Genomic DNA, 24384 nt, shown 5'->3' with positions numbered 1-24384 from the left:
CCCGTCAGATCCCTTCGCCTCTCGCCCGGCGATGCAGGAGCCAGGTACCGCCCGCGGCGGCGACGGCAAGCGCCGCCACTCCCGCCGCCGTCTTCACGGGGTCGGTGCCGAGCGCGCCGCCGACCCCCGTCTTCACATGGCCCTTCGGATGAACCTGGTCAGGCGAGGAGGCGAGCGCGACCATCAGATCGCCCGTCACCTGCCCGCCGCCGGAGCACTTCGCGACGATCTCGTACGTCCCGGGCTGCGCCGACGGAGGCACCTGGAACCGCCCCACGGCGTCCTTTTCCTGCGAGCCCGGGGCGAGCGTGAAGGTGCCCGCGCCGACCGCGCTCGCGTCCCCGGCGGCGGCGCGGCTCGCACCGCACGCGGTGGTGTTGACGGTGACCGTGGCGCCGGCGGTGGCGTTCGCCGGATACACCTCGAGACCGCCCGAGCCGACCTTGCCGGCGTACGAGGGCGCAGTGGTCAGTGCCGCGGCGGCCGCGGCGAGCGCGGCGGCGGTCAGCAGGCGAGATGTGCGCATCGTGTCGTGCTCCTCCGAGGGGGCACGGCCCGCGGCACCCCCAAGTGCCGCTGCGTCGGTCACGCCCCTGCCCTACCGAGGTAAGTGGCACTCGCCCCGGAACGCCTCCTGATGCACCATCAGAAATCCGGTGAGAGAGCGTCATCTGACACCCCGGCAGGAACATTCCAGCAGGTCACCGGCGCGCCGCAGAAAAGAAGCCGAAGGGGGAGCGGACACCGGTGAACGGGTGACCGGACCCGCGCGGCGTCCGCTTGACCTCAACCAAGCTTCAGGTATGAGGCTTGCCCCATGAACACCACAGCCGCACCGTCCGGCGCCCCTGTTTCCGCCCCCACCGAGACCCCCGTACGGGTCGCGGTCGTCATCGGCAGCAACCGCGAGGGCCGCTTCGGCCCGGTCGTCGCCGACTGGCTCATGTCCCTGCTCGGGGAGCGCCCCGACCTCGCCGCCGACGTGATCGACGTGGCCGCCACCGACCTGCCCACCGCGCTCTCCTACGACCCGTCCGCCGAGGTACGGGCCGAGCTGGCCAAGGTCACCCCGAAGCTGGCCGCGGCCGACGCCTTCATCGTCCTCACCCCCGAGTACAACCACTCCTACCCGGCGTCCCTCAAGAACGTCATCGACTGGCACCACGCCGAATGGCAGGCCAAGCCGGTCGGCTTCGTCTCCTACGGCGGCATCTCCGGTGGCCTGCGCGCGGTCGAGCACCTGCGCACCGTCTTCGCCGAGCTGCACGCCGTCACGGTCAGGGACACCGTCTCCTTCACCCATGCGGGCAGCCACTTCGACGAATCCGGCGCCCACCGCGACCCCGAGGCGCCGGCCGCCGCGGCGAAGGCGATGCTCGACCAGCTGGCGTGGTGGGCGAAGGCGCTGCGGGAGGCGAAGGAGGTACGCCCGTACGGCAGTTGAGACCGGACAGCCGAAGGCCCCCGCAGCGGCGACTGCGGGGGCCTCCCCATACCCATACGCGATGTCAGCCCACGGACACGGCGGACCAGGTCGCGGCCACGGCGGCGTACTCCGCGCTGCCGGCGCCGTACAGGTCCTTCGCCGCGCTGAGGGTCGCCGTGCGGGCGCCCGCGTAGTTCGTCGAGGACGTCATGTAGACGGTCAGGGCCCGGTACCAGATCTTGCCGAGCTTGTCCTTGCCGATGCCGGTCAGCGTCGAGCCGTTGCACGTCGGGCTGTTGTGCTGGACGCCGCCGATGACCTTCGGCCCGCTGCCCTCGGCGAGCAGGTACGCGAAGTGGTTGGCGACCCCGGACGAGTAGTGCACGTCGAGGTTGCCGACCGACGAGCTCCAGCAGTCGGCGGAGTTGCCGTCCTTGCTGGGCTTGTCCATGAAGCGCAGCGCCGGCTGGCCGAAGCCGGGCTTCACGATCTTCTCGCCGATGAGCCAGTCGCCCGGGTCGGACGCGTTGTTCGCGTAGAACTCGACGAGCGTGCCGAAGATGTCGGACGTCGCCTCGTTCAGGCCGCCGGACTCGCCCGAGTAGGTGAGCCCCGCGGTCTTCGACGTGACGCCGTGCGACATCTCGTGCCCGGCGACGTCGAGCGCCACGAGCGGCCCGAACGTCGAGCCGTCACCGTCGCCGTACGTCATGCAGAAGCAGGTGTCGTCCCAGAAGGCGTTGTTGTAGTTGCTGCCGTAGTGGACGCGGTTGTACGAGCCCTTGCCGTCGCCGCCGATGCCGTTACGGCCGTGGACGTTCTTGTAGTAGTCCCAGGTTGTGTCGGTCCCGTACTGGGCGTCCACGGCGGCCGACGAACGGTCGGAGTTCGCGCCGGTGCCCCAGTGGTTGTCGGCGTCGGTGAACACCACCGCGGGAGCGCGGCTCCAGCAGATGGTCAGGACGCAGCCGTCGGTCTTGTTCTGCGCGTCACCCGAGTAGGTGCCGCCCCGCGTCGCGTCCTTGAGCTGGTACGTCGACCCGGACTGCGTCGTCTCCAGCGGGACCGTGCCCGAGTAGAGGGACTTTCCGTCGCCGGTCGCGGTCTCGATGCTGTCCCAGGCGTCGATCTGCCTGCCGGTGGTGGCGTCGGTGAGGACGACGCGGGCGACCGGGTTGCCGAGCGAGTCCTTGCCCGCGGTGTCTGTGCGCCACGCCAGCTTCGGCGCGCCGTGCAGCGCGTCCACGACGAGCGCGGGCTTGGCGACGACCTTGCGCAGGAGCTCGCCCGGATTGGCGGCGCGCAGTGCGGCGGTGGCGATGTCGGCGGCCTTCGGGGCGGGGAGCCCAGGCGTCACGCTCGGCACGGAGAGGTCGCCGAGGACCGCGCGGTTCGCTGAGCGGTAGCCGCCGTCGCGGTTCAGATGGACGACGAAGTCACCGCCGAGAACAGGCAATTGACGGTAGGTGCGGTTGTAGCGCACGTGCTGGGTGCCGTCGGAGTCGACGACGACGTCCCGCACGGAGGTGCCCTGAGCCGAGGTGAGCCCGAGGTCGGCGGCCGCCGCGTGCAGCGCGGCCGCGGCGTTCCGGACGGCGTCGGCCCGGGTGGGCGGGGCGGTGTCGGCGCCCGCGGTGGGGGCGAGGGCGGCGGCCACCAGGGTGGCGGCCGCCGTGGCTATGCCGGCGGTGGTGAGTCGCGATGTGGTCCGGGCAGGTCTCATCGGGCTCCTAGTGACGGCGCGCGGGCGCGCTGAGGGCGGTCACACTGATGTCGCCTCAGATTTAAGGGTCCATGACATGTCATGTCCATAGCGCCCCCGTGGTGGAGCTGTGAATAGGTGTTCACGTGCACAATCAGGAGCGCACGGCCTGTGAAAGGAACGGACATGAACGCACTGGCCATGACGGTCCTCACCACGACCGACGACGAGGCCAAGGCCCGCGCCCTGGCCGCGGGAGCGGTCGAAGCACGCCTGGCGGCCTGCGCCCAGATCGCGGGCCCGGTCACCTCGGTCTACCGCTGGCAGGGCAACACGGAGACCGCCCAGGAGTGGCAGGTGCTCCTCAAGACCACGGCCGACGGGTACGAGGCCCTGGAGTCATGGCTGTTGGAGGCCCACGACTACGAGACCCCGGAGATCATCGCGACACCGGTGGTGCGGGGGAGCGCCGCGTACCTCGCGTGGATCGAGGGGGAGACGGGCGGAGTCTGAGCGCGGGAGCCGAGTGGTGCGTGGCCGGAATCCGGGGTCGCGGAAGCCGGAAAAGCCGACGGCCCGAGCGCTCCAGCACCCGGACCGTCACCGACTCACCGATGCACGACGTCACCGATTCACGACCGGCCTCACTTACGCAAGACCAGCGTGATTCCCGCCACGACCAAGCCGAGGGCCACGGCCGCGACCCCGTATCCGAGGCGGTGGGACCGAAGCCCCGGCAGGAAGCGGTCGACGGCGATGCGGCCGGGGCCGGTCAGCGCGAGCGCCACCGCGCCGAGTGCGATCAGGAGCTCGTACTCGATGCCCTGCGGCGCGAAGAATCCGCCGCCCCACTTCACGGCGATGGCGTTGACCAGGGTGCCGGCCACGGCCGCGGCGGCCAGCGGGGTGAGCAGGCCGAGCGCGAGGCCGAGCCCGCCGAGGGTCTCGCTGAGCCCGGCGACCGCGGCGAACGTCTTCGGTGACGGGTAGCCGGACGCGGCGAAGAACTGCCCGGTGCCGTCGATCCCGCCTCCGCCGAACCAGCCGAAGAGCTTCTGCGCACCATGCGCGGCCATGGTCAGGCCGAGGGCGAGGCGCAGTACGAGAAGGCCGAGGTCATAGGCGTGGGCGGGCGCGGCAGGGGTGGGGGTGCCGGGCGCGCGGAGCGGGCCGAGCTGGTTCGCGAGAGAGGTCACGTGGGGGTCTCCTGACTCGGAAGGGAAACATGCTTGAACTTTCAAGCTATGACCAAGCTAACCGCCCGCCCGCGATGTTTCAAATGTGAACGACACCGTCCGAGCGGTCACCGGAGCCGGAGACGAAGCCGGAGTCGATACCGGAACCGGATCCGGAGTCGATACCGGCCGCCTCGACCCGTACCGCGCACACCTTGAACTCCGGCATCCGGGATGTCGGATCGAGCGCGGGGTTGGTCAGGTTATTGGCGCGCCCGGCGCCTGGCCAGTGGAACGGCATGAACACCGTGTCGGGCCGGATGCCCGCCGTGATCCGGGCGGGCGCCTCGGCCCGCCCTCGCCGGGAGACGACGGCGACCGGCTCGCCCTCCGCCACCCCGATCCGCGCGGCGAGCCGCGGATGCAGCTCCACGAAGGGGCCGGGCGCGGCGGCGTTCAGCTCGGCCACGCGCCGGGTCTGCGCACCCGACTGGTACTGCGACACGACGCGCCCGGTCGTCAGATGGACCGGGAACTCGGCGTCCGGCTCCTCGGCGGCGGCCCGGTGCGAGACGGCGACGAACCGGGCCCGCCCGTCCTCGGTGGCGAACCGTTCCAGAAAGAGCCGGGGCGTCCCGGGATGTTCCTCTTCAGGGCAGGGCCAGAACACCCCGTCCTCCTCGACGAGCCGCCGGTAAGAGATCCCCGCATAGTCGGCAGGCCCTCCTCCCGAAGCCAGCCGCAACTCCTCGAAAACCTCCTCGGGATCGGCCGGAAACCCCTTCTCCACCCCCAGTCGCCCGGCCAGCTCATGCAGCACTTCCAGATCGCTCCTCACCCCTTCCGGGGGCGAGAGCGCCCGGCGCCGCAGCAGCACGCGCCCCTCCAGACTGGTCATGGTCCCCGTCTCCTCGGCCCACTGGGTAACGGGAAGCACCACATCGGCAAGAGCGGCGGTCTCGGAAAGCACCACATCGGCCACGGCCAGAAAGTCGAGCGACCGCAACCGCTCCTCCACATGCGCGGCGCGCGGCGCGGACACCACCGGATTCGACCCCATGACCAGCAGGGCCCGTACGTCACGCCCCAGCGCGTCGAGCAGCTCGTACGCGGAACGGCCGGGCCCGGGAAGGGAGGCGGGGTCGACGCCCCACACGCCGGCCACGTGCGCACGCGCCGCCGGGTCGGTGAGCTTGCGGTACCCGGGCAGCTGGTCGGCCTTCTGCCCGTGCTCGCGCCCGCCCTGCCCGTTGCCCTGCCCGGTCAGGCACCCGTACCCGGAAAGGGGCCGCCCGGCGCGCCCGGTCGCGAGACACAGGTTGATCCAGGCGCCCACAGTATCGGTGCCTTTGGACTGCTGCTCGGGCCCGCGCGCGGTGAGGACCATGGCGGCCTCGGGCTCGCAGAACATCCGTACGGCCTCGCGCAGTTGAGGCACCGGAACGCCGGTCACACGCTCCACGTACTCGGGCCAGTGCGCCATCACGGCGGCCCGCGCGTCCTCCCAGCCGCGTGTCCGCGTCCGCACGAACTCCTCGTCGACCCGCCCCTCGGTCACCACGAGATGCAGCATGCCGAGGGCCAGGGCGAGATCGGTCCCGGGCCGGGGCGCGAGATGGAGGTCGGCGAGCTCGGCGGTGCGCGTGCGGCGGGGGTCGATGACGACCAGGGTGCCGCCGTTCTCCCGCAGTTCGTTCAGATAGCGGACAGCAGGGGGCATGGTATCGGCCATGTTCGACCCGACCAGGACCACACATCCCGTACGCGGAATGTCCTCCAGGGGGAACGGCAGCCCGCGGTCGAGCCCGAACGCGGCGAGCTGCCCCGCCGCGGCGGACGACATGCAGAACCGGCCGTTGTAGTCGATCTGGGAGGTCCCGAGCACGACCCGGGCGAACTTCCCGAGCCCGTACGCCTTCTCGTTGGTGAGCCCGCCCCCGCCGAAGACCCCGCACGCGTCCGGGCCATGAGCCGAACGCGTACGGGAGAGCCCCTCGGCGACACGATCAAGCGCCTCACCCCAAGAAGCGGCCTCGAGCGCGCCCCCTTTGCGAACGAGCGGCCCACTCAACCGCGCCCCCGGCTCCAGCACGGCGGCGGCTGTACGCCCCTTCCCGCACAGGGCGCCCCGATTGACGGGAAACCCGGCACGCTCCTCGACCTCGACAGCACCAGAGGCAGTCGGGACGAGATTCATCCCGCACTGAAGGGAGCAGTAGGGGCAGTGGGTGGGCGTAACAGTGCGCATGTCGCCCACACTGCGCGCACGCTGTTACGCGACAGCCCACTCCCGATTACACACAAGGCACGACGCCCTCTTAGCGGCACCGGAGGGACGGTGAGAACAACGGCGGATCGGCCGCGAATCCATCGCGTCGTGTCCGCCCGGAGCACGGAGGCCTTCCGAACCCAAGGCTCCCGGATCCCGCATCAGCGACGCCCCACCTCAAGAGCCTCCCGAACCCCAGGCTCCCGTTGGCCGAGAAACCGGGGATCGGGCCGGAACACGGAGTCGATGACGGCCTTCCCCGCAGCGAACACCTCACGGGCCCCGCCGTAATACCAGGTCACGTCGTGCCGGTCGTCGACGCCGACGCCGTACGACGAGACGCCCGCCGCCTCGCACAGGGTGACCGCGCGCCGAATGTGGAACCCCTGGCTGATCAGCACGGCCCGGTCGACCCCGAAGATCTTCTTGGCCCGCACGCACGAGTCCCAGGTGTCGAACCCGGCGTAGTCGCTGACGACAGCCTTGCCGGGCACCCCGTGCCGGGTCAGATAGGCGCGCATGGCGTCGGGCTCGTCGTAGTCCTCGCGGCTGTTGTCGCCGGTCACCAGAACGACCCGGATCCGCCCGTCACGGTAGAGCCGGGCCGCGGCGTCGAGCCGGTGAGCGAGATACGGCGAAGGCTCGCCCTCCCAGAGCCCGGCCCCGAACACCACCGCGACATCCGTACGCGGCGCATCATCGACCGTACGCAGCCGGTCCCCGGTCACCGCAAACATCCACGTAGCCGGCAACAGCGCCAGCACACACACGGCCACAGCGCCCTGTACGAACAGCCGCCACCCCCGTCGCGTACGCGGCAACCGGATCCGCACCACTGCCCCCACCCCCACCCCTCCGAAAACGTCGTCGCACGACTGGACGCACGTTCCCGCCGGCCGGTTCAAGCGAAAGGCGGAGACCCGGGCCACCTCACATCCGCCCGAACACCTGGTGAGCCCAGGGGAAGCGACCCGTCACCGCCCCGCAACGACGCCGCAACCTCCCGCGTCCAGGATCAATTCATGACGGCGTCGAATCATCAGCGCGACGAGCTCACCGGCACGGCCCACCTCGACAGTACGGCGCAACTCATGACCAGGATCACCAGTCAGCTCGGCTCCCAGCTGAGCCACGTCCGGCCCGACGGCAGCCGCCGCACACCCCCGCAGGCCCCGCCCACCCAGCCGGCCCTGGTAGTCGTGGCGCACGGCAGCCGCGACCCGAGGGCGCTCGCCACGGTCCACGCCCTGCTGGACAAGGTGCGCGAGGAACGCCCGGGACTCCCCGTCCACCTCGGCCACATCGAGCTGAACGAACCGCTCCTGACCGACACCCTCGCGGGCCTCGCCCCCGGCCGCGCCGTCCTCGCCCCGCTGCTCCTGTCCCGCGGCTACCACGTAAAGCAGGACATCCCGGCAGCCCTGGCCGCGGCCCCGCACCTGACGGCCCGCGTCGCCCCGCCGCTGGGCCCCCACCCGCTCCTCGTGGAAACGCTGCACGCCCGCCTGGTGGAGGCCGGCTGGGACCCGCGCCCCGACGCCCGTACGCGCAGGACCAGCGGTGTGGTCCTCGCGGCGGCCGGCTCCCGCGACCCCGACTCGGCCGTCGACACGGCCCGCACGGCCGCGCTCCTGGCGAACCGGCTCGGCGTCCCGGTGGTGCCCGCCTACGCGAGTGCCGCCGCGCCCACCGTCCCGGCCGCGCTGCGTGCGCTGGCCGCGAGAGGCAGGCACCGGGCCGCCGTCGCCGCGTACTTCACGGCGCCGGGCCGCTTCGCCACGCAGTGCGCGCAGGCCGCCCCCTGGATAGCCACCGCCCCGCTCGGCGCGCACACGGCGATGGCGCGCCTCCTGCTCCACCGCTACGACACGACGCTCGCATCCCCGGCGCGCCCCGCCCCCGTACAGCGGCAGCTCACGTCGGCCTGACCGTTTGTCACCGCGTGCCTTTACTGTCAGTCCATGGAAGGCACGCACGAGACCCCCGCAGCGAAACCGGCCCCATCCGTCCCGACCACCCCGTCCCACCCCGTCGACCGGTCCGGCTACGACGCAGCGGCGGCGGAGCGCTGGGCCGCCGAGCCCGACAAACGCCCCGGCCGCACCGCCTTCCAGCGCGACCGCGCCCGCGTCCTGCACTCCTCGGCGCTGCGCCGCCTCGCGGGCAAGACCCAGGTAGTCACCCCCGGCACGATGAACCGGGCCTGGGACGCCAGCCCCCGCACCCGTCTGACGCACTCCCTGGAATGCGCGCAGGTGGGCCGGGAGCTCGGCGCGGCGCTCGGCTGCGACCCGGACCTCGTGGAGACGGCCTGCCTCTCGCACGACATGGGCCACCCGCCCTTCGGCCACAACGGCGAACAGGCGCTGAACGAGGTGGCGCAGGACTGCGGCGGCTTCGAGGGGAACGCGCAGTCGCTGCGCCTGCTGACCCGTATCGAACCCAAGCGCTTCGTCCACAGCGCCGACACGGACGAGCTGGTCAGCGTAGGCCTGAACCTCACGCGCGCCGCGCTGGACGCCGCGACGAAGTACCCGTGGCCCCGCGGCGGCCACCCCACCGACCCGGCCTCGCCCAAGTTCGGCGTCTACGAGGACGACCGCCCGGTCTTCGACTGGATCCGCAAGGAGTCACCCGAGCGACGCACCTGCTTCGAGGCGCAGGTCATGGACTGGTCGGACGACGTCGCGTACTCGGTGCACGACCTGGAGGACGGCCTGCACGCCGGCCACCTGGACCCGAACATGCTGCACGCCGAGCCGGAGCGCCGTGACATCTACGCGGTCGCGATCGGCCGTTACGTACCGGCGGACACCGGCCCCGAAGAGCTCGCGGCGGCACTCGACCGGCTCCTCGACCAGGAGTGGTGGCCGCACGGCTACGACGGCACGGCGGTCGCGCAGGCCCGCCTCAAGGATGCGACGAGCCAGCTCATCGGCCGCTTCTGCCTCGCGGCGGAGGGCGCCACGCGCGCCCGGTACGGCTCGGGCCGCCTCACGCGCTACGAGGCCGAGCTGGTGGTGCCGCGCGAGGCACGGTACGAGTGCGCGGTCCTCAAGGCGGTCGCCGACCGGTACGTGATGCAGCGCCCGCAGCAGGAGCGGCTCCGCGCCGACCAGCGCATCGTCGTGGCGGAGCTGGCCGAGGCCCTCACCCGGCGCGCCCCCGACGGCCTCGACCCGCAGTTCCGCGCCCTGTTCGACACGGCGGGCGACGACCGCTCCCGCAAGCGCGTGATCGTCGACCAGATCTCCTCCCTCACCGACTCCTCGGCCCGCGAGTTGCACGCGCGGCTCACAGGGCCCCGTCCATGAGGGCGTCGCCCAGCGCCCGCACCGCGCTGCGCCGCGGAGCGGGGTCCTGGGGATCGCGCTCCTGTGCACGGTCGTCCTGAGCTCGGTCGTCGTCCTCGTCGCGAAACTGGCCACCGACCACTGGGCGTGACGAAAAGATGCCCTGTTCGGACCATGCCCCCTTCCCGCATCACGCTCCGTGCGGGAGGCTCCATATGGCGCCATGGCAAAGAGGAGGCATCACGTGGTCGACGCGGATCAGACGTTCGTCATTGTCGGAGGCGGGCTCGCCGGAGCGAAAGCGGCCGAGACGCTGCGCTCCGAGGGCTTCAACGGCAGAGTGATCCTCATCGGGGACGAGAGGGATCACCCGTACGAACGCCCACCCCTGTCCAAGGGCTATCTCCAGGGCAAGGAGGAACGGGACAGCGTCTTCGTCCACGAACCGGCCTGGTACGCGCAGAACGACATCGAGCTGCACCTCGGCCAGACCGTCGTAGCGGTCGACCCGGCCGTGAAGAACGTCCGGCTCGGCGACGGCACGGTCGTCCAGTACGACAAGCTGCTCCTGGTCACCGGCGCCGAGCCGCGCCGCATGGACATCCCGGGGACCGAGCTGGCCGGCGTGCACCATCTGCGCCGCCTCGCCCACGCGGAGCGCCTGAAGGGTGTCCTCGCCTCCCTCGGCCGGGACAACGGCCACATCGTGATCGCGGGCGCGGGCTGGATCGGCCTCGAGGTCGCCGCGGCGGCCCGCGAGTACGGCGCCGAGGTCACCGTCGTCGAGCCCGAGGCAACCCCGCTGCACGCGGTCCTCGGCCCCGAAATCGGCCAGATCTTCGCCGACCTGCACGCCGAGCACGGCGTCCGCTTCCACTTCGGGACCCGCCTCACCGGCATCACCGGCCAGGACGGCATGGTCCTCGCCGCCCTCACCGACGACGGTGAGGAGCACCTGGCCCATGACGTGCTGGCCGCGATCGGCGCCGCCCCACGCGTCTCGCTCGCCGAGTCCGCCGGGATCGAACTCGTGGACCGTTCGCACGGCGGCGGCATCGCCGTCGACGCCTCGCTGCGCACCTCCGACCCGGACATCTACGCGGCCGGTGACGTGGCGGCCGTGCAGCACCCCCTCTTCGGGACCCGGCTGCGCGTCGAGCACTGGGCCAACGCGCTCAACGGCGGCCCGGCTGCCGCCCGCGCCATGCTGGGCCAGGAGGTGACGTACGACCGGGTGCCGTACTTCTTCTCCGACCAGTACGACGTCGGCCTCGAGTACTCGGGCTGGGCGCCCCCGGGCAGTTACGACCAGGTGGTCATCCGGGGGGACGCGGGCAAGCGGCAGTTCATCGCGTTCTGGCTGGGGGACGGGAGGGTGCTCGCCGGGATGAACGTGAACGTGTGGGACGTCACGGAGACCATCCAGGCCCTCATCCGCTCCGGTGCCAGGCCCGGGACGGAACGCCTGGCGGATCCGTCCGTCGCGCTCACGGCGCTGCTCGAGGGGGAGGACGGGTGACGTGAGTGTCGGCGGGTCACCGTAGAATTCTTGCGTGGCAGGCAGGATCAATGACGAGGACGTGAAGGCGGTCCGGGACGCGGTCCCGATCGACGCCGTGGTGTCCGAGTACCTGCAACTGCGCAACGCGGGCGGCGGGAACCTCAAGGGCCTGTGCCCCTTCCACGACGAGAAGTCGCCGTCCTTCCAGGTCAGCCCGAGCAAGGGCTTCTTCCACTGCTTCGGCTGCCAGGAGGGCGGCGACACCATCACGTTCGTGATGAAGGTCGACCACCTCTCCTTCTCCGAGGCCGTGGAGCGCCTCGCCGGCCAGGCGGGCATCACCCTGCGGTACGAGGAGGGCGGCTACAACCCCTCGCACCAGCGCGGTGAGCGCATCCGCCTGGTCGAGGCGCACAAGGCGGCCGCCCAGTTCTACATGGACCAGCTGGAGAGCGCCGAGGCGGAGATCGGCCGCAAGTTCCTCGCCGAGCGCGGCTTCGACCAGGCCGCCGCCGCGCACTTCGGCGTCGGCTACAGCCCGGCCGGCTGGGACCACCTCACGCGCTTCCTGCGCGGCAAGGGGTTCACCGACAAGGAGCTCATCACCTCCGGGATCGCCCAGGAGGGCCGCCGCGGCCCCATCGACCGCTTCCGCGGCCGCCTCATGTGGCCCATCCGCGACATCGGCGGCGAGGTCGTCGGCTTCGGCGCCCGCCGGCTGCGCGACGACGACAACGGCCCGAAGTACCTGAACACGCCCGAGACGTCGATCTACAAGAAGTCCCAGGTGCTCTACGGCATCGACCTCGCGAAGAAGGACATCGCCAAGTCGAGCCGCGCGGTCGTCGTCGAGGGGTACACGGACGTGATGGCCTGCCATCTCGCCGGCATCACCACCGCCATCGCGACCTGCGGCACCGCCTTCGGCGGCGACCACATCAAGATCCTGCGCCGCCTCCTCATGGACAACGGAAGCGCCCGTGTGATCTTCACCTTCGACGGCGACTCGGCGGGCCAGAAGGCCGCCCTGCGCGCCTTCGAGGACGACCAGAAGTTCGCCGCCGAGACGTACATCGCCGTGGCCCCCGACGGCATGGACCCCTGCGACCTGCGCCTGGCCAAGGGCGACGAGGCGGTCGCCGACCTCGTCGAACCCCGCACCCCGCTCTTCGAGTTCGCCCTGCGCCACATCGTCTCCCGGTACGACCTGGAGACCCCCGCCGGCCGCGCCTCCGCGCTGGACGAGGCCGCCCCCGTCGTCGCCCGCATCAAGAACAGCGGCGCGCAGCACGAGGTAGCCGTCCAGCTCGCCGGCATGCTCGGCATCCTCGACACCCAGTTCGTCGTCAAGCGCGTCTCGCAGCTCGCCCGCTGGGCCCGCGACCGTGGCGGCCGCGGCCCCGCCCCGGCCCGCCCGCAGCAGTCCTACGAGGCCGCGGCGACGCGCGCCTTTGCCGCCGGCCCCGCCCTCACCCTGCGCAACCCCGTGTACGCCACCGAGCGCGAGCTGCTCAAACTCGCCCTCCAGCGGCCCGAGTTGGTCTCCCCGGCCTTCGACGCGTACGGCGTGGACGAGTTCACCGCCGCCCCGTACGCCGCGGTGCGCGAGGCGATCATGGAGGCGGGCGGCGCCGACCTCGGCACGCAGGACCCGCAGGCGTATCTCGTACGGGTCCGGGAGGTGGCGCCCGACGACGCGGTGCGCGCCATGGTCACCGAGCTCGCCGTCGAGGCGATCCTGCGCAGATCCGTCGACGAGGTGTACGCAGGCCAGCAGCTCGTCGCCGTGCGCCGCCGCGCCGTCGACCGGCGCATCCGCGATGTACAGGGCTCCCTGACCCGCCTGGGCACGCACGGCGACCCGGCGCGCCTGTCCGCCGTCCAGGAGGAGCTGATGGTCCTCCAGCGCTACGACAGGGCACTACAGGACCTCGGCGCGCAGGCGCTCTGACCGTCAGGGCCTGTCGTCAGACTCCCGCCTGCCCCGCGGGCCCGTGACGAGGGCCGCCCGGCCGGTTTCGGCCCGCCCGGCAGGGGCAGGCGTCGTGCACGGTAATCGGGCGGTCACGCACCGGACTCAAAAAGTCCCCGCACGCCCCTCGTGGCGGCGTTGTGTCGTACAGCACACTGGGTCCGGTGCCTGAGTCCTCGGAGCGCGGCCGGAACCCCGACAACGGGTCCGACACCCCCGCGGTTCCGCCTATCGCGTACGGGACGGACAGCGGTGTGGCCGCCGTCGCCGATCCCGGTGTACCCCTGCCGCACGCCTCAGCAGCGATCACCTTGGAGGTCGCCCCGTGCAGACCCAGACCCTCAGCCAGACCGGTGCCGCGCGTCAGAGCGCCCACGGCGCCCACGGCGCCCCCGCGCCGGACACGGACGGAGAGGCACTCCCGGCCGTCCCCCAGCAGAGGGGGCCGGAGAACCACCCGGACTCCGACCCGCCCGACGCTCCCGCCGACGCCCCTCAGGCGTCCGGAACCGCCGAACCGCCGGATCCGGATCCGGAGTCAGAGCCGGATTCGGAGTCAGAGCCAGGGTCCGAGGCGGAGACTCAGTCGCGGGAGGCCGGGCCCCGCCCGCCCGTCGCCCTCCTCCTCGACATCGTGGAAGCCGAGACTCCCGAGCCCCCGGTCACCCGCGGCCGCACCGACACCGGCGGCCCCTCCTCGGACCTGTTCCGCCAGTACCTGCGCGAGATCGGACGGATCCCGCTGCTCACGGCCGCGGAGGAGGTCGACCTGGCCCGCAGGGTCGAGGCCGGACTCTTCGCCGAGGAGAAGCTGACGGGCACCCCCGACCCCGACTCCCAGCTCGCCATCGACCTCGACAGACTCGTCGTCATGGGCCGGATGGCCAAGCGCCGCCTCATCGAGGCCAACCTCCGCCTGGTCGTCTCGGTCGCCAAGCGCTACGTGGGCCGCGGCCTGACCATGCTGGACCTGGTCCAGGAGGGAAACCTCGGACTGATCAGGGCGGTCGAGAAGTTCGACTACGCCCGCGGTTACAAGTTCTCGACGTACGCGACCTGGTGGATCCGGCAGGCCATGTCGCGGGCCCTCGCCGACCAGGCCCGCACGATCCGCGTCCCGGTGCACGTCGTCGAGCTGATCAACCGGGTCGTCCGCGTCCAGCGCCGCATGCTCCAGGAACGCGGCTACGAACCCACCCCCGAAGAGGTCGCCGCCCACCTAGAACTCGCGCCCGAGCGGGTCAGCGAAGTCCTGCGCCTGGCCCAGGAACCGGTGTCGCTGCACGCGCCGGTGGGCGAGGAGGACGACGTCGCGCTGGGCGACCTGATCGAGGACGGCGACGCCACGTCCCCCGTCGAATCGGCCGCGTTCCTCCTCCTGCGCGAACACCTGGAGGCGGTCCTGTCGACCCTCGGCGAACGCGAACGCAAGGTGGTCCAGCTCCGCTACGGCCTGGCGGACGGCCGCCCCCGCACGCTGGAGGAGATCGGCCGCATATTCGGGGTGACCCGCGAACGCATCCGCCAGATCGAGTCCAAGACCCTGAACAAACTCAGGGACCACGCGTTCGCGGACCAGTTGAGGGGCTACTTGGACTGACGCGGGGCAGAGCCCCATAAGGGGCGCGGGGCTCTGACATGTGCGGCTGCGCCGCGTGGGCGCGCTCAACCCCCACGACCCGCAGAGAGAACCATCAGGGGCGCGGGGAACTGCGCAAACAAGCCACGAACGACCCGCACACAGAACCCCGCCCCCCTGTGACGCGCCTACTCCACCTCCACCACAGCCTGCGCGAACTGAGCCTCGTACAGCCGCTCGTACGCCCCACCCGCGGCGCGCAGCGCATCGTGCGTGCCCTGCTCCACGATGTCCCCGTTCTCCATCACCAGGATGGTGTCGGCATCGCGGATAGTGGACAGCCGGTGGGCGATGACAAAGCTGGTCCGCCCGTGCGCGAGCCGCGCCATCGCCTTCTGGATGAGCACCTCGGTACGGGTGTCGACCGAGCTCGTCGCCTCGTCGAGGACGAGTATCACCGGGTCCGACAGGAACGCGCGCGCGATGGTGATGAGCTGCTTCTCACCGGCGCTGACCCCCGCCCCCTCGTCGTCGATCACGGTGTCGTAGCCCTCGGGCAGCGTCCGGATGAACCGGTCCGCGTGGGCGGCCCGTGCCGCCTCCTCTATCTGCTCCCGCGTGACGTCCTTCGTGGCGCCGTACGCGATGTTGTCCGCGATCGTGCCGCCGAACAGCCACGTGTCCTGGAGCACCATGCCGATCCCGGAACGGAGTTCGTCGCGCGACATCTTCGCCACGTCGACCCCGTCGAGGGTGATGCGCCCGCCGGTCACCTCGTAGAACCGCAGCAGCAGGTTGACCAGCGTCGTCTTGCCGGCACCGGTCGGGCCCACGATGGCGACGGTGTGACCCGGCTCCACGGCGAGCGACAGGTCCTCGATGAGCGGCTTGTCCTGCTCGTAGCGGAACGACACGTTCTCGAACTCGACGAGTCCGCGCAGCAGATCGGGCTTCGCGCTCGGCGCCGGGTCGGCCTCCTGCTCGTCCGCGTCGAGCAGTTCGAAGATCCGCTCGGCCGACGCGACGCCCGACTGCACCAGGTTCGCCATCGAGGCGACCTGGGTCAGCGGCATGGAGAACTGCCGCGAGTACTGGATGAACGCCTGGACGTCACCGATCGACAGCGAACCCGAGGCGACCCGCAGGCCACCCACCACGGCGACGAGCACGTAGTTCAGGTTCGACACGAAGAACATCAGCGGCTGCATCATCCCGCTGTTGAACTGCGCCTTGAACCCGGCCTCGTAGAGCGCGTCGTTCTGCTCGGCGAACGCCTTCGCCGACTCCTCCTGACGCCCGAACACCTTCACCAGGGTGTGGCCGGTGTACATCTCCTCGATATGCGCGTTCAGCTTGCCGGTGGTCTTCCACTGCTGCACGAACTGCGGCTGCGACCGCTTGCCGACCCGCGTCGCGATCAGGAACGACAGCGGCACCGTCACCAGCGCGACCAGCGCGAGCAGCGGCGAGATCCAGAACATCATCACCAGCACGCCGATGATGGTGAGCAGCGAGTTGATGAGCTGGCCCATCGTCTGCTGGAGCGTCTGGCCGATGTTGTCGATGTCGTTCGTGGCGCGGCTGAGGACCTCACCGCGCTGCCGCTTGTCGAAGTACGACAGCGGAAGGCGCGACAGCTTCGCCTGGATGTCCTCGCGCATCCGGAAGACGGTCTTGTTGAGCGCCCGGTTCGACAGCCGCGTCGCCACGGCCATCAGGAGACCGGCCCCCAGGAACGTACAGAGGGCGAGTCCCAGCACGGAGCCCACGGCGTCGAAGTCGATGCCCTGGCCGGGCGTGAAGTCGATCCCGGAGAGCATGTCGGCGACCCCGGAGTCACCCTTGGCCCGCATCCCCGCGATGACCTGCGCCTTGCTGCTCCCGGACGGCATCTCACGCCCGATGATGCCCGCGAAGACCAGGTCGGTCGCCCGGCCCAGGATCTTCGGGCCCAGCACCGACAGGCCCACACTCAGGACGACACACGCGACCATCGCGTACATCGTCGTCTTCTCGGGCTTGAACTGCCTGATGAGCCGCTTGCCCGAGCCCTTGAAGTCCATCGAACGCTGGTCGGGGCCGCCCCCGGCCATCATCCGCCCGCCTGGCCCCGCCATCAGGCCGCCTCCGCTTCCGTCAGCTGGGAGAGAACGATCTCCCGGTACGTCTCATTGCCGTCCATCAGCTCGTGATGGGTGCCCGTGCCCACGACATGGCCCTCGTCGAGGACCACGATGCGGTCAGCGTCGCGGATGGTGGAGACCCGCTGGGCCACGATCACCACGGTCGCCTCGGCGGTCTCGTGCCCCAGCGCGGCCCGCAGCGCGGCGTCCGTCGCGTAGTCGAGCGCGGAGAACGAGTCGTCGAAGAGATAGATCTCGGGCCGCTGCACCAGCGTCCGCGCGATCGCGAGCCGCTGGCGCTGACCGCCGGACACATTGGTGCCGCCCTGCGCGATCGGGGAGTCGAGCCCGTTCTCCAGCTTCTCCACGAAGTCCTTGGCCTGCGCCACCTCCAGGGCGTGCCACAGCTCTTCGTCACTCGCGTCCGGATTGCCGTACCGCAGATTCGTCGCGACGGTCCCCGCGAAGAGGTACGGCTTCTGCGGCACGAGCCCGACGGTCCTGGCGAGGAGCGCCGGCTCGATGGTGCGCACGTCGACGCCGTCCACCAGGACCTCGCCGTCGGTCGCGTCGAACAGCCGCGGCACCAGGCCGAGGAGGGTGGACTTGCCGCTGCCGGTCGAGCCGATGACGGCGGTCGTCTCACCGGGGCGCGCGGTGACCTGGATGGCCTTGAGCACGGGTTCCTCGGCACCCGGGTAGCGGAAGCCCGCGTCCCGGATCTCCAGATGACCGTGGCTGCGCAGCTCCCGCACCGGCGCGGACGGCGGCACGACGCTGGACTCGGTGGAGAGGACCTCCTGGATGCGCTCGGCACAGACCTCGGCGCGCGGCACCATCATGAACATGAAGGTGGCCATCATGACGCTCATCACGATCTGCATCAGATAGGCGAGGAACGCGGTGAGCGCGCCGATCTGCATGCCCCCGCTGTCGATGCGGTGCGCGCCGAACCAGACGACGGCGATCGACGAGATGTTCACCACGGTCATGACGATCGGGAACATCAGCGCGAGGAGCTTGCCGGTGCCGAGGGAGACCGCGGTCAGATCGGCGTTGGCCTCGCGGAAGCGCTCCTTCTCGTAGTCGTCGCGTACGAAGGCACGGATGACGCGGTTACCGGTGATCTGCTCGCGCAGCACCCGGTTCACCGTGTCGAGCCGCACCTGCATGGTGCGGAACAGCGGGCGCAGGCGGCGCACGATCAGGCTGACGCTGATCCCGAGGACCGGGACCACGGCGAGCAGCACGCCCGACAGGGGCACGTCCTGGCCCAGCGCCATGACGATGCCGCCGACGCACATGATCGGCGCCGACACCATCAGCGTGAACGTCATGAGCGTGAGCATCTGGATCTGCTGCACGTCGTTCGTCGTGCGGGTGATCAGGGACGGCGCCCCGAACTGGCCCATCTCGCGTGCCGAGAAGGACTGCACGCGGTCGAACACGGAGGCCCGGACGTCCCGCCCGAGCGCGGACGCGGTGCGCGCGCCGTAGTACACGGCGCCGATGTTGCAGACCATCTGGACCACGGTGATCGCGATCATGATGGCGCCGAAGGCCAGGATGTAGCCCGTGTCCCCCTTCACGACACCGTTGTCAATGATGTCCGCGTTGAGGGTGGGCAGATAGAGCGAGGCGCAGGTCTGCAGAAACTGCAGCAGCACCAGCACGCCGATGGGTTTCTTGTACGGACTGAGGTACGTCCGAAGGAGTCGTATGAGCACGCTCGGTCTCTCGAAGTCGGCCGACATGGTGGGGGTCAGTGATGCACGACCCCCATCGTCCGACACTCCACCCGCGTTACCTCAACCGATTTAGCCAAGAGCCCGCCAAAAAACCCACGTGGAGCGGGACGAAACGCTCATCCCCCCACGGAATCGAAGGCTCCGGGGTGCGTCTGCTCCCGTACGGCGGTGAACTGCTGGCGCACCGCCTGCCCGACGGGCAGCTCCTCGCCCGGCTCCAGAACCTGCGCGGCCGCGCCCTGCCACTGCGGCAGCTGCCCGCTCAGCGCCCACGCCGCCTGCCGCGCCGCACCGAGCGCCGCGTAGTCCGCGGGCTGCGGCACCACGACCTGCGTCCCGAACAGCATCGGCGCCGCGGCCTGCACCGCCGGCAGCTCGGCCGCCGCCCCGAGCAGGAACACCCGCCGCACCTCGACCCCACGCGCCTGCAGTACGTCCATGGCGTCCCCGAGCCCGCACAGCATGCCCTCGAACGCGGCCCGCGCGAGGTGCTCCGGCTTCATCGACTCCCGCCGCAGCCCGCTCAGGGTGCCCGCGGTGTGCGGCAGATTCGGCGTCTTCTCGCCCTCCAGATACGGCAGCATGACCAGCCCGTGCGAACCGGGGGTCGACTTCATCGCCAGGTCGGACAGCTCCTCGATCCCCGAGAGCCCGAGCATGTCGGCCGTACCGCGCAGGGTCCGCACCGCATTGAGCGTATGGACGACGGGCAGATGCATGCCGGTCGCGTCGGCGAGCGAGGTGATCGTCCCGGACGGATCGACGAGCGCCTCGTGGTGCACCGCCATGACCGACCCCGAGGCGCCGAGTGACACCACGGCGTCGCCCTGCCGCACCCCGAGCCCGAACGCCGCGGCCATCGTCTCGCCCGTACCGGCAGAGATGATCAGCCCCTCCGGAGTGGTGCCCGCCGCATCCCCGGGGCCGAGCACCTCCGGCAGCATCGCCTGGCGCCCGAGCGCCAGCTCGACCAGGTCAGGCCGGTACGAACCGCTCGCCGCCGACCAGTAGCCGGTGCCCGAGGCGCCGCCCCGGTCGGTGGTCCGCCGCGAGGGCCGGCCGAGGAGCTGCCACACCAGCCAGTCGTGGGCCTGGAGCACGAGCGCGACCCGCTGTGCGGCCTCCGGCTCGTGCTTCGCCAGCCACCGCAGCTTTGTCACCGGATGCGCGGCCTGCGGCACACACCCGACGGCCTGCGCCCACGCCTCGCGCCCGCCGAGCCGGTCGATGAGATCCGCGGCCGAGGCCTGCGTCCGCTTGTCGCCCCCTGGCATCGCGGGGCGCACGGTGTTGCCCTGGGCGTCCAGCGGCACCAGGGCATTCTGCTGCGTGGAGACCCCGATGGCCTGCACGCCTTCGAGCAGCCCGCCGCCCGCGGCCTCGCCGAGTGAGAGGAGCCACGCCTGTGGATCGACATCGGCGGGACGGCCGCCGCCTTCGACGGATTCGAGCGGGTGCGGGGCATAGCCCTGCTTGAGCACGGCACCGGAGTCCGCGTCACAGACCACGATCCGAGTGAAATCGGGCGAACTGTCCAGCCCAGCGACTATCCCCATGACTGAATTCTGCCGCACTCCGCGGCGGCCCCGTCCCGCGGGCCGGGGCCCGGCCGAAGACCCGCTTGCGGCGGGGCCGCGGGGCTCAGGTGTTGCTGGTGCCCCAGTCGTCCTCGAAGCCGTCGCCGCCCTGGCCGCGCTCCCGCAGCGAGCGCACCCGGCCGGCCACCGAGTCGGGGACCCGGCTCTCGACCTTCTCGCTCACCGAGTGCAGCGCCCTGCCCGCGAACTGACGCGTCTGCTGGGCCGCCGACTCCGCCGAGTTCCGGACGGCGGGGTTCTGCGCGAACTCGCGGGCGGACTTCTTGAGCTGCTCGTACCGCTCGCGTCCGGCCCGGGTCCCGAGCACGTATCCCAGGGCCAGACCGGCGACGAATGTGAGCCGGTAGCGCATGACTGCCACCCTTCCCTTGTGATCACCGGGGGAACCGATTGGCGGAGCACCCCCCTGCTTGCGCTAATGTATGTGTCGCAGCGAGCGCACGCCCCCTGGCGAGTGCCCAGGTAGATGCGTTCGATGCAACGAGACATTCCCCTGTAGCTCAATTGGCAGAGCAGCCGGCTGTTAACCGGCAGGTTACTGGTTCGAGTCCAGTCGGGGGAGCTCGATCTCCTGTAGCTCAATTGGCAGAGCAGCCGGCTGTTAACCGGCAGGTTACTGGTTCGAGTCCAGTCGGGAGAGCTGACGGACAAGTCCCCCGGGGAACCCCCGGGGGCCTTTTCGTGTCGTCTTCTCCACCAGGTGGAACCGTCTGCGGGCGCGGCGAAGTCCTCTACGTCGAGCAAGGCCGGGCATCCGGAGCAGGAGATCGTATGAGCGGCTATGCTGCGGCAGACGGCGCGCACACATGTACGCGCCACGCCGTGACGGGGCGGTAGCTCAGCCGGTTAGAGCAGCGGACTCATAATCCGTCGGCCGTGGGTTCGAGTCCCACCCGCCCCACCAAGGGTTTCCGATGCAGGAACGTTTTAACCTGCGACACACCGGAGCGTCCGTCGTTCGGCGGACGTGATTACCCGTCAGGTTGACCGTCGGCCGCCCGCTGCCGGCCCGAAGGGCTGACGAGCAAGCCGTTGGGCGCAACCTCCGTCACCTGGGTCGGGGGGGGTGCGAGCCGGTCGAGCGGGCCATCGATGACGACGGCCGCCGGCGCCTCAGGGGCCGGGCAGGTGTGCGCTCGGTGATCTGATCGATCCCGCCCCTTCGACCTCTTCCGCCTCTTCGGCCCGCGCGTTTCGCTGCGGCTTCCCGGCGGCCCCCCGCAACGGGTTCGCCGCCGAGGCGCTGCACCTGCCTGGACTGGGCGCCGCGCGCGGCAGGGGAGTGTCCGGAGGAACGGCGGACCGGACGGGATGGCGCTCTCCCTCATCTGCGAAGAGGGACACCATCGACGTCGAGATCGCGGACGGTCGGGTCGCGAACCGGCCCGGTCTGCGTGGCCATGGCCGTGACCGCCGAAGGCGCCCGTGACACCCGGGGCATGCCGGGGATCGCGAGGCCGCCGCCCTCGAGCGCGGTCTGCATGGCGTCGACGAGCCTCGCCCCGACCGGCAAGGGACGCGAGCGACTGCGCGCCACGCGGGAATCTGCGACACGCCGTCGGAATTTTGAGCAGCCGTCAGCGAGTTCACCTGATAGGGCTAACGAGGCGTCAACTGGCCTGTAAATCACGTCAATTGAGAGGCGGTTCGGGCGCCGCGGCCGACGGGCGCCTCCGCGGGCATACGGCCACTCGGATTATTTCTCGCATTTTCAGCACGTCTTATAAGTGACGAATGGGGCGATTTCTGTATCTTCTTTCACAGAGCGGCTGTCCGGCCGATCTCTCCGAGAAGGAAGAAACTGACATGAGCAAGCGCTCCATTGCTGTCACCGCCGCCATTGCCGGCGCTGCAGCCCTCGCCGCCACCGGCATCAACTACGCCGCTGCTGCCGGCACGGAGGCCGCCCCGGCTGCTCCGGCTGTTCGTCAGGCGGCTGCTCCCGCGGCGGCGCCCCTCGGTGGCGACTCCGGCCAGGGCAAGGAGAGGGACGACAACGACCACGACAACAACTACAAGCACGAGGGTCGGATCTTCTTCAACGAGCGGTCCTACTCGCCCTGGTCGGATGGCTGCATCACCGTAGTCAGCGGTCTGGGCTCGCGCAGCTTCAACGTCCGCAACGACAGCAAGAAGACTGTTGAGGTCTTCCGTGGTGCGACCTGCGACAACGGGTCTCCCATTGCCACCGTCGGACCGTGGAGCACCAGCAACAGCATCCTGCCTCCCCACCACATCCGCGGCGGCGTGTTCGTCAAGAACGGCGTTGTGGGCAGCTTCCGTGTGGTCGACAACCACCACGGTGGCTACGGCGGTGGCTACGGCGGCGGCAAGGGCAGCTGGTAACACCGGCCGCTGGAATAGTTGAGGCCCCGGCCCGCCGGAATCGGGCCGGGGCAATCAACGAAAGGTTAACCCAGCCGGGCACGCCGCGCCCGAGATGGCTGAATGCTCGTACGGATCACCTCACGTCCGTACCTGCAACAAGGTGATCTCGGGCGCACCCATGGGCATGTCGCGCTTCGTCGTAGGCGTGCCGAGGTATGCCCGGTTCCTCGGGCTCGATCGAGCCCTCAAAGTCACGTCGGCTGCCGTCGGCCATGTTGCACATTTCGCATACGGACGGGGGTATACGAAACGGCGCCATGGCCGACCAGCCGAAAATCGCAAGGGGTGGGATGCCGACTGTGCGCGGGTTGAGCGTTCACCAGGCAGCGGCCCGCTTGCTCCGTCGATCCGTGATGCCGAATCCGCCCCTTTGGTCTTGAGGGATGCATGAAAATGCCGCACAGATCGCTCACAGAAACGAAGAAGCCGGCCGCCGCACCAATCTCGCAAAGACTCGAAGAGACCATCGAAAGCTCCGAGTACTGGGCAAGAAGGATGCCGCGCGAAGCCGTCCGCCTGGTACGCAAGGAGCGCCTCTACGGCGTCGCCGCAGGAGGAGTCAGCCTCCTCACCGGCCTGCTGGCCTGGCCTGTGGTCGCCGAGTCCTCCGTGCTCACGGCGCAGGTTCTCATCTCCGGGCTGTCGGGCCTGGCAGCGCTGGCCATTGCCGCCCCCTACGCGAGCGGCCTGAGTGATCGCGGCGAGGACTCCGTCAAGCTCGGCAGCGCGTACGGGGAAATGCATCGCGAACTCCTGCGCGGCAGAGAGCAGATCGCCGCGGGATCCGCGGAGACTACGTCTCAACTGCCTGGGTTCTACCAACAGTTCGACTACATCGAGGAACGCAGAGACTCCCTCGGAATTCGGCCCATTCCCTCAAGGGTCAGCGCGTCCGGTGTTCCGCCGGCCGGTGAGGTCGGGCGGCGGGAACGGGCCGTTCCGATCGCGCCGAGAAGGTGCTCAAAGAGTTCGGCACCCGAGGCGCCGGTGGGCAGCGGTCGTACAGTGGTCGTGGATCGGGATGCGGTCGCCACGCTCATCTATCTCGTGGCGAATCAGTTGGTGTCGCAGAATCAGGCTTCGACAGCGGAGTTCGCTCGCCGCCCGTCTTCGTTTCATCCCGATATCTGCGGGCAGGGTTCGACGGGGCGCCTCGAACAGCATTGGCAGCCCGCCTTGCCCTTCGACTCCTCACGAAGTTCGGACCCGGGAAGGCGTGACGAAAACCGCCTCGCGGCAACGTCTCGAGCACTTCTCACGAACCTGTCCGGTCCGGCGGGGCCGCTGCGACGATTCAGCCGTTCCTGACGGTGTGTCCGGGCACGAACGACGCGTGGTGCGGGGCCCGCGTACTGCCGGCCACGGAGGGCCCATCGCCGGATCAGGCGCCAAAGACGTCAGCCGATCGGCTGAGCGGACGTGCCCGGCGAGCCCTTGCGTCCGTCACACGCAGAGGCTCGGCCCGGCTGAACCGAGCGGCGCGAACGGCCTGGCGAGCCACCCGGTGATGAGGCGGCCCCGGGAGCTGTATCCGTAGGCGAACCAGCGGGGGGGCGCAAAGTACTTGGCGGCGTGCGGCCGGGACGGCCGGACGCCGCCGCACGCCGCCA

General features: G+C 70.4%; 18 protein-coding genes and 3 tRNA genes. 12 read left to right on the top strand and 9 right to left on the bottom strand.

Annotated elements, in window-relative coordinates; genetic code table 11:
* Positions 1 to 4: 4 nt before the first annotated feature.
* Positions 5 to 526 carry a hypothetical protein gene (locus ACY0PA_RS15715; protein ID WP_473085212.1) on the bottom strand — a complete coding sequence of 174 codons (522 nt, stop codon included), beginning with the start codon at positions 524 to 526 and terminating at the stop codon, positions 5 to 7.
* Between the two features lie 291 nt (positions 527 to 817).
* Between ACY0PA_RS15715 and ACY0PA_RS15710 the strand changes: the two genes are divergently transcribed.
* Entirely contained in the window at positions 818 to 1444 is a 627-nt protein-coding gene (locus ACY0PA_RS15710) for an NADPH-dependent FMN reductase (RefSeq protein ID WP_473085211.1), read from the top strand.
* 64 nt (positions 1445 to 1508) lie between these two features.
* Here ACY0PA_RS15710 and ACY0PA_RS15705 read toward each other — a convergent pair whose 3' ends face one another.
* The gene (locus ACY0PA_RS15705; protein WP_473085210.1) at positions 1509 to 3149 is read right to left on the bottom strand and encodes a M4 family metallopeptidase; all 1641 of its coding nucleotides are present in this window, start codon (positions 3147 to 3149) and stop codon (positions 1509 to 1511) included.
* A gap of 165 nt (positions 3150 to 3314) precedes the next feature.
* On the opposite strand from ACY0PA_RS15705, the gene cutA reads away from it, so the two are divergent.
* Positions 3315 to 3641 carry a divalent-cation tolerance protein CutA gene (cutA, locus tag ACY0PA_RS15700; protein WP_473085209.1) on the top strand — a complete coding sequence of 109 codons (327 nt, stop codon included), beginning with the start codon at positions 3315 to 3317 and terminating at the stop codon, positions 3639 to 3641.
* A 131-nt stretch (positions 3642 to 3772) separates the two neighbouring features.
* Here the strand turns inward: cutA and ACY0PA_RS15695 are convergent, their stop codons facing one another.
* The 3 genes from ACY0PA_RS15695 to ACY0PA_RS15685 all read right to left on the bottom strand — a co-directional run bounded on the left by ACY0PA_RS15695 (position 3773) and on the right by ACY0PA_RS15685 (position 7408).
* Positions 3773 to 4324, bottom strand: coding sequence for a DoxX family protein (locus tag ACY0PA_RS15695; protein WP_473085208.1), 552 nt, complete (start codon positions 4322 to 4324; stop codon positions 3773 to 3775).
* A 79-nt stretch (positions 4325 to 4403) separates the two neighbouring features.
* Complete coding sequence (locus ACY0PA_RS15690; protein WP_473085207.1) at positions 4404 to 6551, bottom strand: molybdopterin oxidoreductase family protein; 2148 nt, start codon at positions 6549 to 6551, stop codon at positions 4404 to 4406.
* A gap of 182 nt (positions 6552 to 6733) precedes the next feature.
* A complete protein-coding gene (locus ACY0PA_RS15685) occupies positions 6734 to 7408 on the bottom strand; it encodes a SanA/YdcF family protein (RefSeq protein WP_473086330.1) in 675 nt (224 codons plus the stop codon).
* 186 nt (positions 7409 to 7594) lie between these two features.
* Here ACY0PA_RS15685 and ACY0PA_RS15680 point away from each other — a divergent pair, with 186 nt between their 5' ends.
* The 5 genes from ACY0PA_RS15680 (at position 7595) to ACY0PA_RS15660 (ending at position 14938) form a co-directional block, all read left to right on the top strand.
* Positions 7595 to 8500 carry a sirohydrochlorin chelatase gene (locus ACY0PA_RS15680; RefSeq protein ID WP_473085206.1) on the top strand — a complete coding sequence of 302 codons (906 nt, stop codon included), beginning with the start codon at positions 7595 to 7597 and terminating at the stop codon, positions 8498 to 8500.
* A gap of 33 nt (positions 8501 to 8533) precedes the next feature.
* Positions 8534 to 9886 (top strand): deoxyguanosinetriphosphate triphosphohydrolase, encoded by a 1353-nt coding sequence (locus tag ACY0PA_RS15675; RefSeq protein ID WP_473085205.1) that lies wholly within the window; start codon positions 8534 to 8536, stop codon positions 9884 to 9886.
* Between the two features lie 223 nt (positions 9887 to 10109).
* The gene (locus tag ACY0PA_RS15670; RefSeq protein ID WP_473085204.1) at positions 10110 to 11384 is read left to right on the top strand and encodes an NAD(P)/FAD-dependent oxidoreductase; all 1275 of its coding nucleotides are present in this window, start codon (positions 10110 to 10112) and stop codon (positions 11382 to 11384) included.
* A gap of 34 nt (positions 11385 to 11418) precedes the next feature.
* On the top strand, positions 11419 to 13317 hold the full coding sequence (gene dnaG / locus ACY0PA_RS15665) for a DNA primase (RefSeq protein ID WP_473085203.1): 1899 nt from the start codon (positions 11419 to 11421) through the stop codon (positions 13315 to 13317).
* A 346-nt stretch (positions 13318 to 13663) separates the two neighbouring features.
* The gene (locus ACY0PA_RS15660) at positions 13664 to 14938 is read left to right on the top strand and encodes an RNA polymerase sigma factor (RefSeq protein ID WP_473085202.1); all 1275 of its coding nucleotides are present in this window, start codon (positions 13664 to 13666) and stop codon (positions 14936 to 14938) included.
* Positions 14939 to 15105: 167 nt separating this feature from the next.
* On the opposite strand, the gene ACY0PA_RS15655 is transcribed toward ACY0PA_RS15660, so the two are convergent.
* The 4 genes from ACY0PA_RS15655 to ACY0PA_RS15640 all read right to left on the bottom strand — a co-directional run bounded on the left by ACY0PA_RS15655 (position 15106) and on the right by ACY0PA_RS15640 (position 20738).
* Positions 15106 to 17034 (bottom strand): ABC transporter ATP-binding protein, encoded by a 1929-nt coding sequence (locus ACY0PA_RS15655; protein WP_473085201.1) that lies wholly within the window; start codon positions 17032 to 17034, stop codon positions 15106 to 15108.
* Positions 17034 to 18767 carry an ABC transporter ATP-binding protein gene (locus ACY0PA_RS15650; RefSeq protein ID WP_473085200.1) on the bottom strand — a complete coding sequence of 578 codons (1734 nt, stop codon included), beginning with the start codon at positions 18765 to 18767 and terminating at the stop codon, positions 17034 to 17036. Before ACY0PA_RS15650 ends, ACY0PA_RS15655 begins: the two co-directional genes overlap by 1 nt.
* A 137-nt stretch (positions 18768 to 18904) precedes the next feature.
* Positions 18905 to 20344, bottom strand: a complete 1440-nt coding sequence (locus ACY0PA_RS15645; protein WP_473085199.1) for a xylulokinase — start codon at positions 20342 to 20344, stop codon at positions 18905 to 18907.
* Positions 20345 to 20429: 85 nt separating this feature from the next.
* The gene (locus tag ACY0PA_RS15640) at positions 20430 to 20738 is read right to left on the bottom strand and encodes a YtxH domain-containing protein (RefSeq protein ID WP_473085198.1); all 309 of its coding nucleotides are present in this window, start codon (positions 20736 to 20738) and stop codon (positions 20430 to 20432) included.
* Positions 20739 to 20875: 137 nt separating this feature from the next.
* On the opposite strand from ACY0PA_RS15640, the gene ACY0PA_RS15635 reads away from it, so the two are divergent.
* The 5 genes from ACY0PA_RS15635 (at position 20876) to ACY0PA_RS15615 (ending at position 24082) form a co-directional block, all read left to right on the top strand.
* A tRNA-Asn gene (locus ACY0PA_RS15635) sits at positions 20876 to 20948 on the top strand.
* A 5-nt stretch (positions 20949 to 20953) separates the two neighbouring features.
* Positions 20954 to 21026 (top strand) — tRNA-Asn (locus tag ACY0PA_RS15630).
* Between the two features lie 187 nt (positions 21027 to 21213).
* A tRNA-Ile gene (locus ACY0PA_RS15625) sits at positions 21214 to 21290 on the top strand.
* A gap of 830 nt (positions 21291 to 22120) precedes the next feature.
* Entirely contained in the window at positions 22121 to 22732 is a 612-nt protein-coding gene (locus tag ACY0PA_RS15620; protein ID WP_473085197.1) for a hypothetical protein, read from the top strand.
* 429 nt (positions 22733 to 23161) lie between these two features.
* The gene (locus tag ACY0PA_RS15615) at positions 23162 to 24082 is read left to right on the top strand and encodes a hypothetical protein (RefSeq protein ID WP_473085196.1); all 921 of its coding nucleotides are present in this window, start codon (positions 23162 to 23164) and stop codon (positions 24080 to 24082) included.
* Positions 24083 to 24384: the final 302 nt, after the last annotated feature.

It is taken from the genome of Streptomyces sp. DS1-CR2 (genome assembly GCF_055760475.1).
Note: the sequence above shows the minus strand (reverse complement) of the source record. Positions and strands in the feature narration are given on the sequence as shown.

Excerpts from the sequence above, each read along its gene's own strand:
- ACY0PA_RS15715 (WP_473085212.1), bottom strand. The coding sequence starts at position 526 with ATGCGCACATCTCGCCTGCTGACCGCCGCCGCGCTCGCCGCGGCCGCC.
- ACY0PA_RS15710 (WP_473085211.1), top strand. The coding sequence starts at position 818 with ATGAACACCACAGCCGCACCGTCCGGCGCCCCTGTTTCCGCCCCCACC.
- ACY0PA_RS15705 (WP_473085210.1), bottom strand. The coding sequence starts at position 3,149 with ATGAGACCTGCCCGGACCACATCGCGACTCACCACCGCCGGCATAGCC.
- cutA (WP_473085209.1), top strand. The coding sequence starts at position 3,315 with ATGAACGCACTGGCCATGACGGTCCTCACCACGACCGACGACGAGGCC.
- ACY0PA_RS15690 (WP_473085207.1), bottom strand. The coding sequence starts at position 6,551 with ATGCGCACTGTTACGCCCACCCACTGCCCCTACTGCTCCCTTCAGTGC.
- ACY0PA_RS15680 (WP_473085206.1), top strand. The coding sequence starts at position 7,595 with ATGACGGCGTCGAATCATCAGCGCGACGAGCTCACCGGCACGGCCCAC.
- ACY0PA_RS15675 (WP_473085205.1), top strand. The coding sequence starts at position 8,534 with ATGGAAGGCACGCACGAGACCCCCGCAGCGAAACCGGCCCCATCCGTC.
- ACY0PA_RS15655 (WP_473085201.1), bottom strand. The coding sequence starts at position 17,034 with ATGGCGGGGCCAGGCGGGCGGATGATGGCCGGGGGCGGCCCCGACCAG.
- ACY0PA_RS15645 (WP_473085199.1), bottom strand. The coding sequence starts at position 20,344 with ATGGGGATAGTCGCTGGGCTGGACAGTTCGCCCGATTTCACTCGGATC.
- ACY0PA_RS15640 (WP_473085198.1), bottom strand. The coding sequence starts at position 20,738 with ATGCGCTACCGGCTCACATTCGTCGCCGGTCTGGCCCTGGGATACGTG.
- ACY0PA_RS15620 (WP_473085197.1), top strand. The coding sequence starts at position 22,121 with ATGGGGCGATTTCTGTATCTTCTTTCACAGAGCGGCTGTCCGGCCGAT.
- ACY0PA_RS15615 (WP_473085196.1), top strand. The coding sequence starts at position 23,162 with ATGAAAATGCCGCACAGATCGCTCACAGAAACGAAGAAGCCGGCCGCC.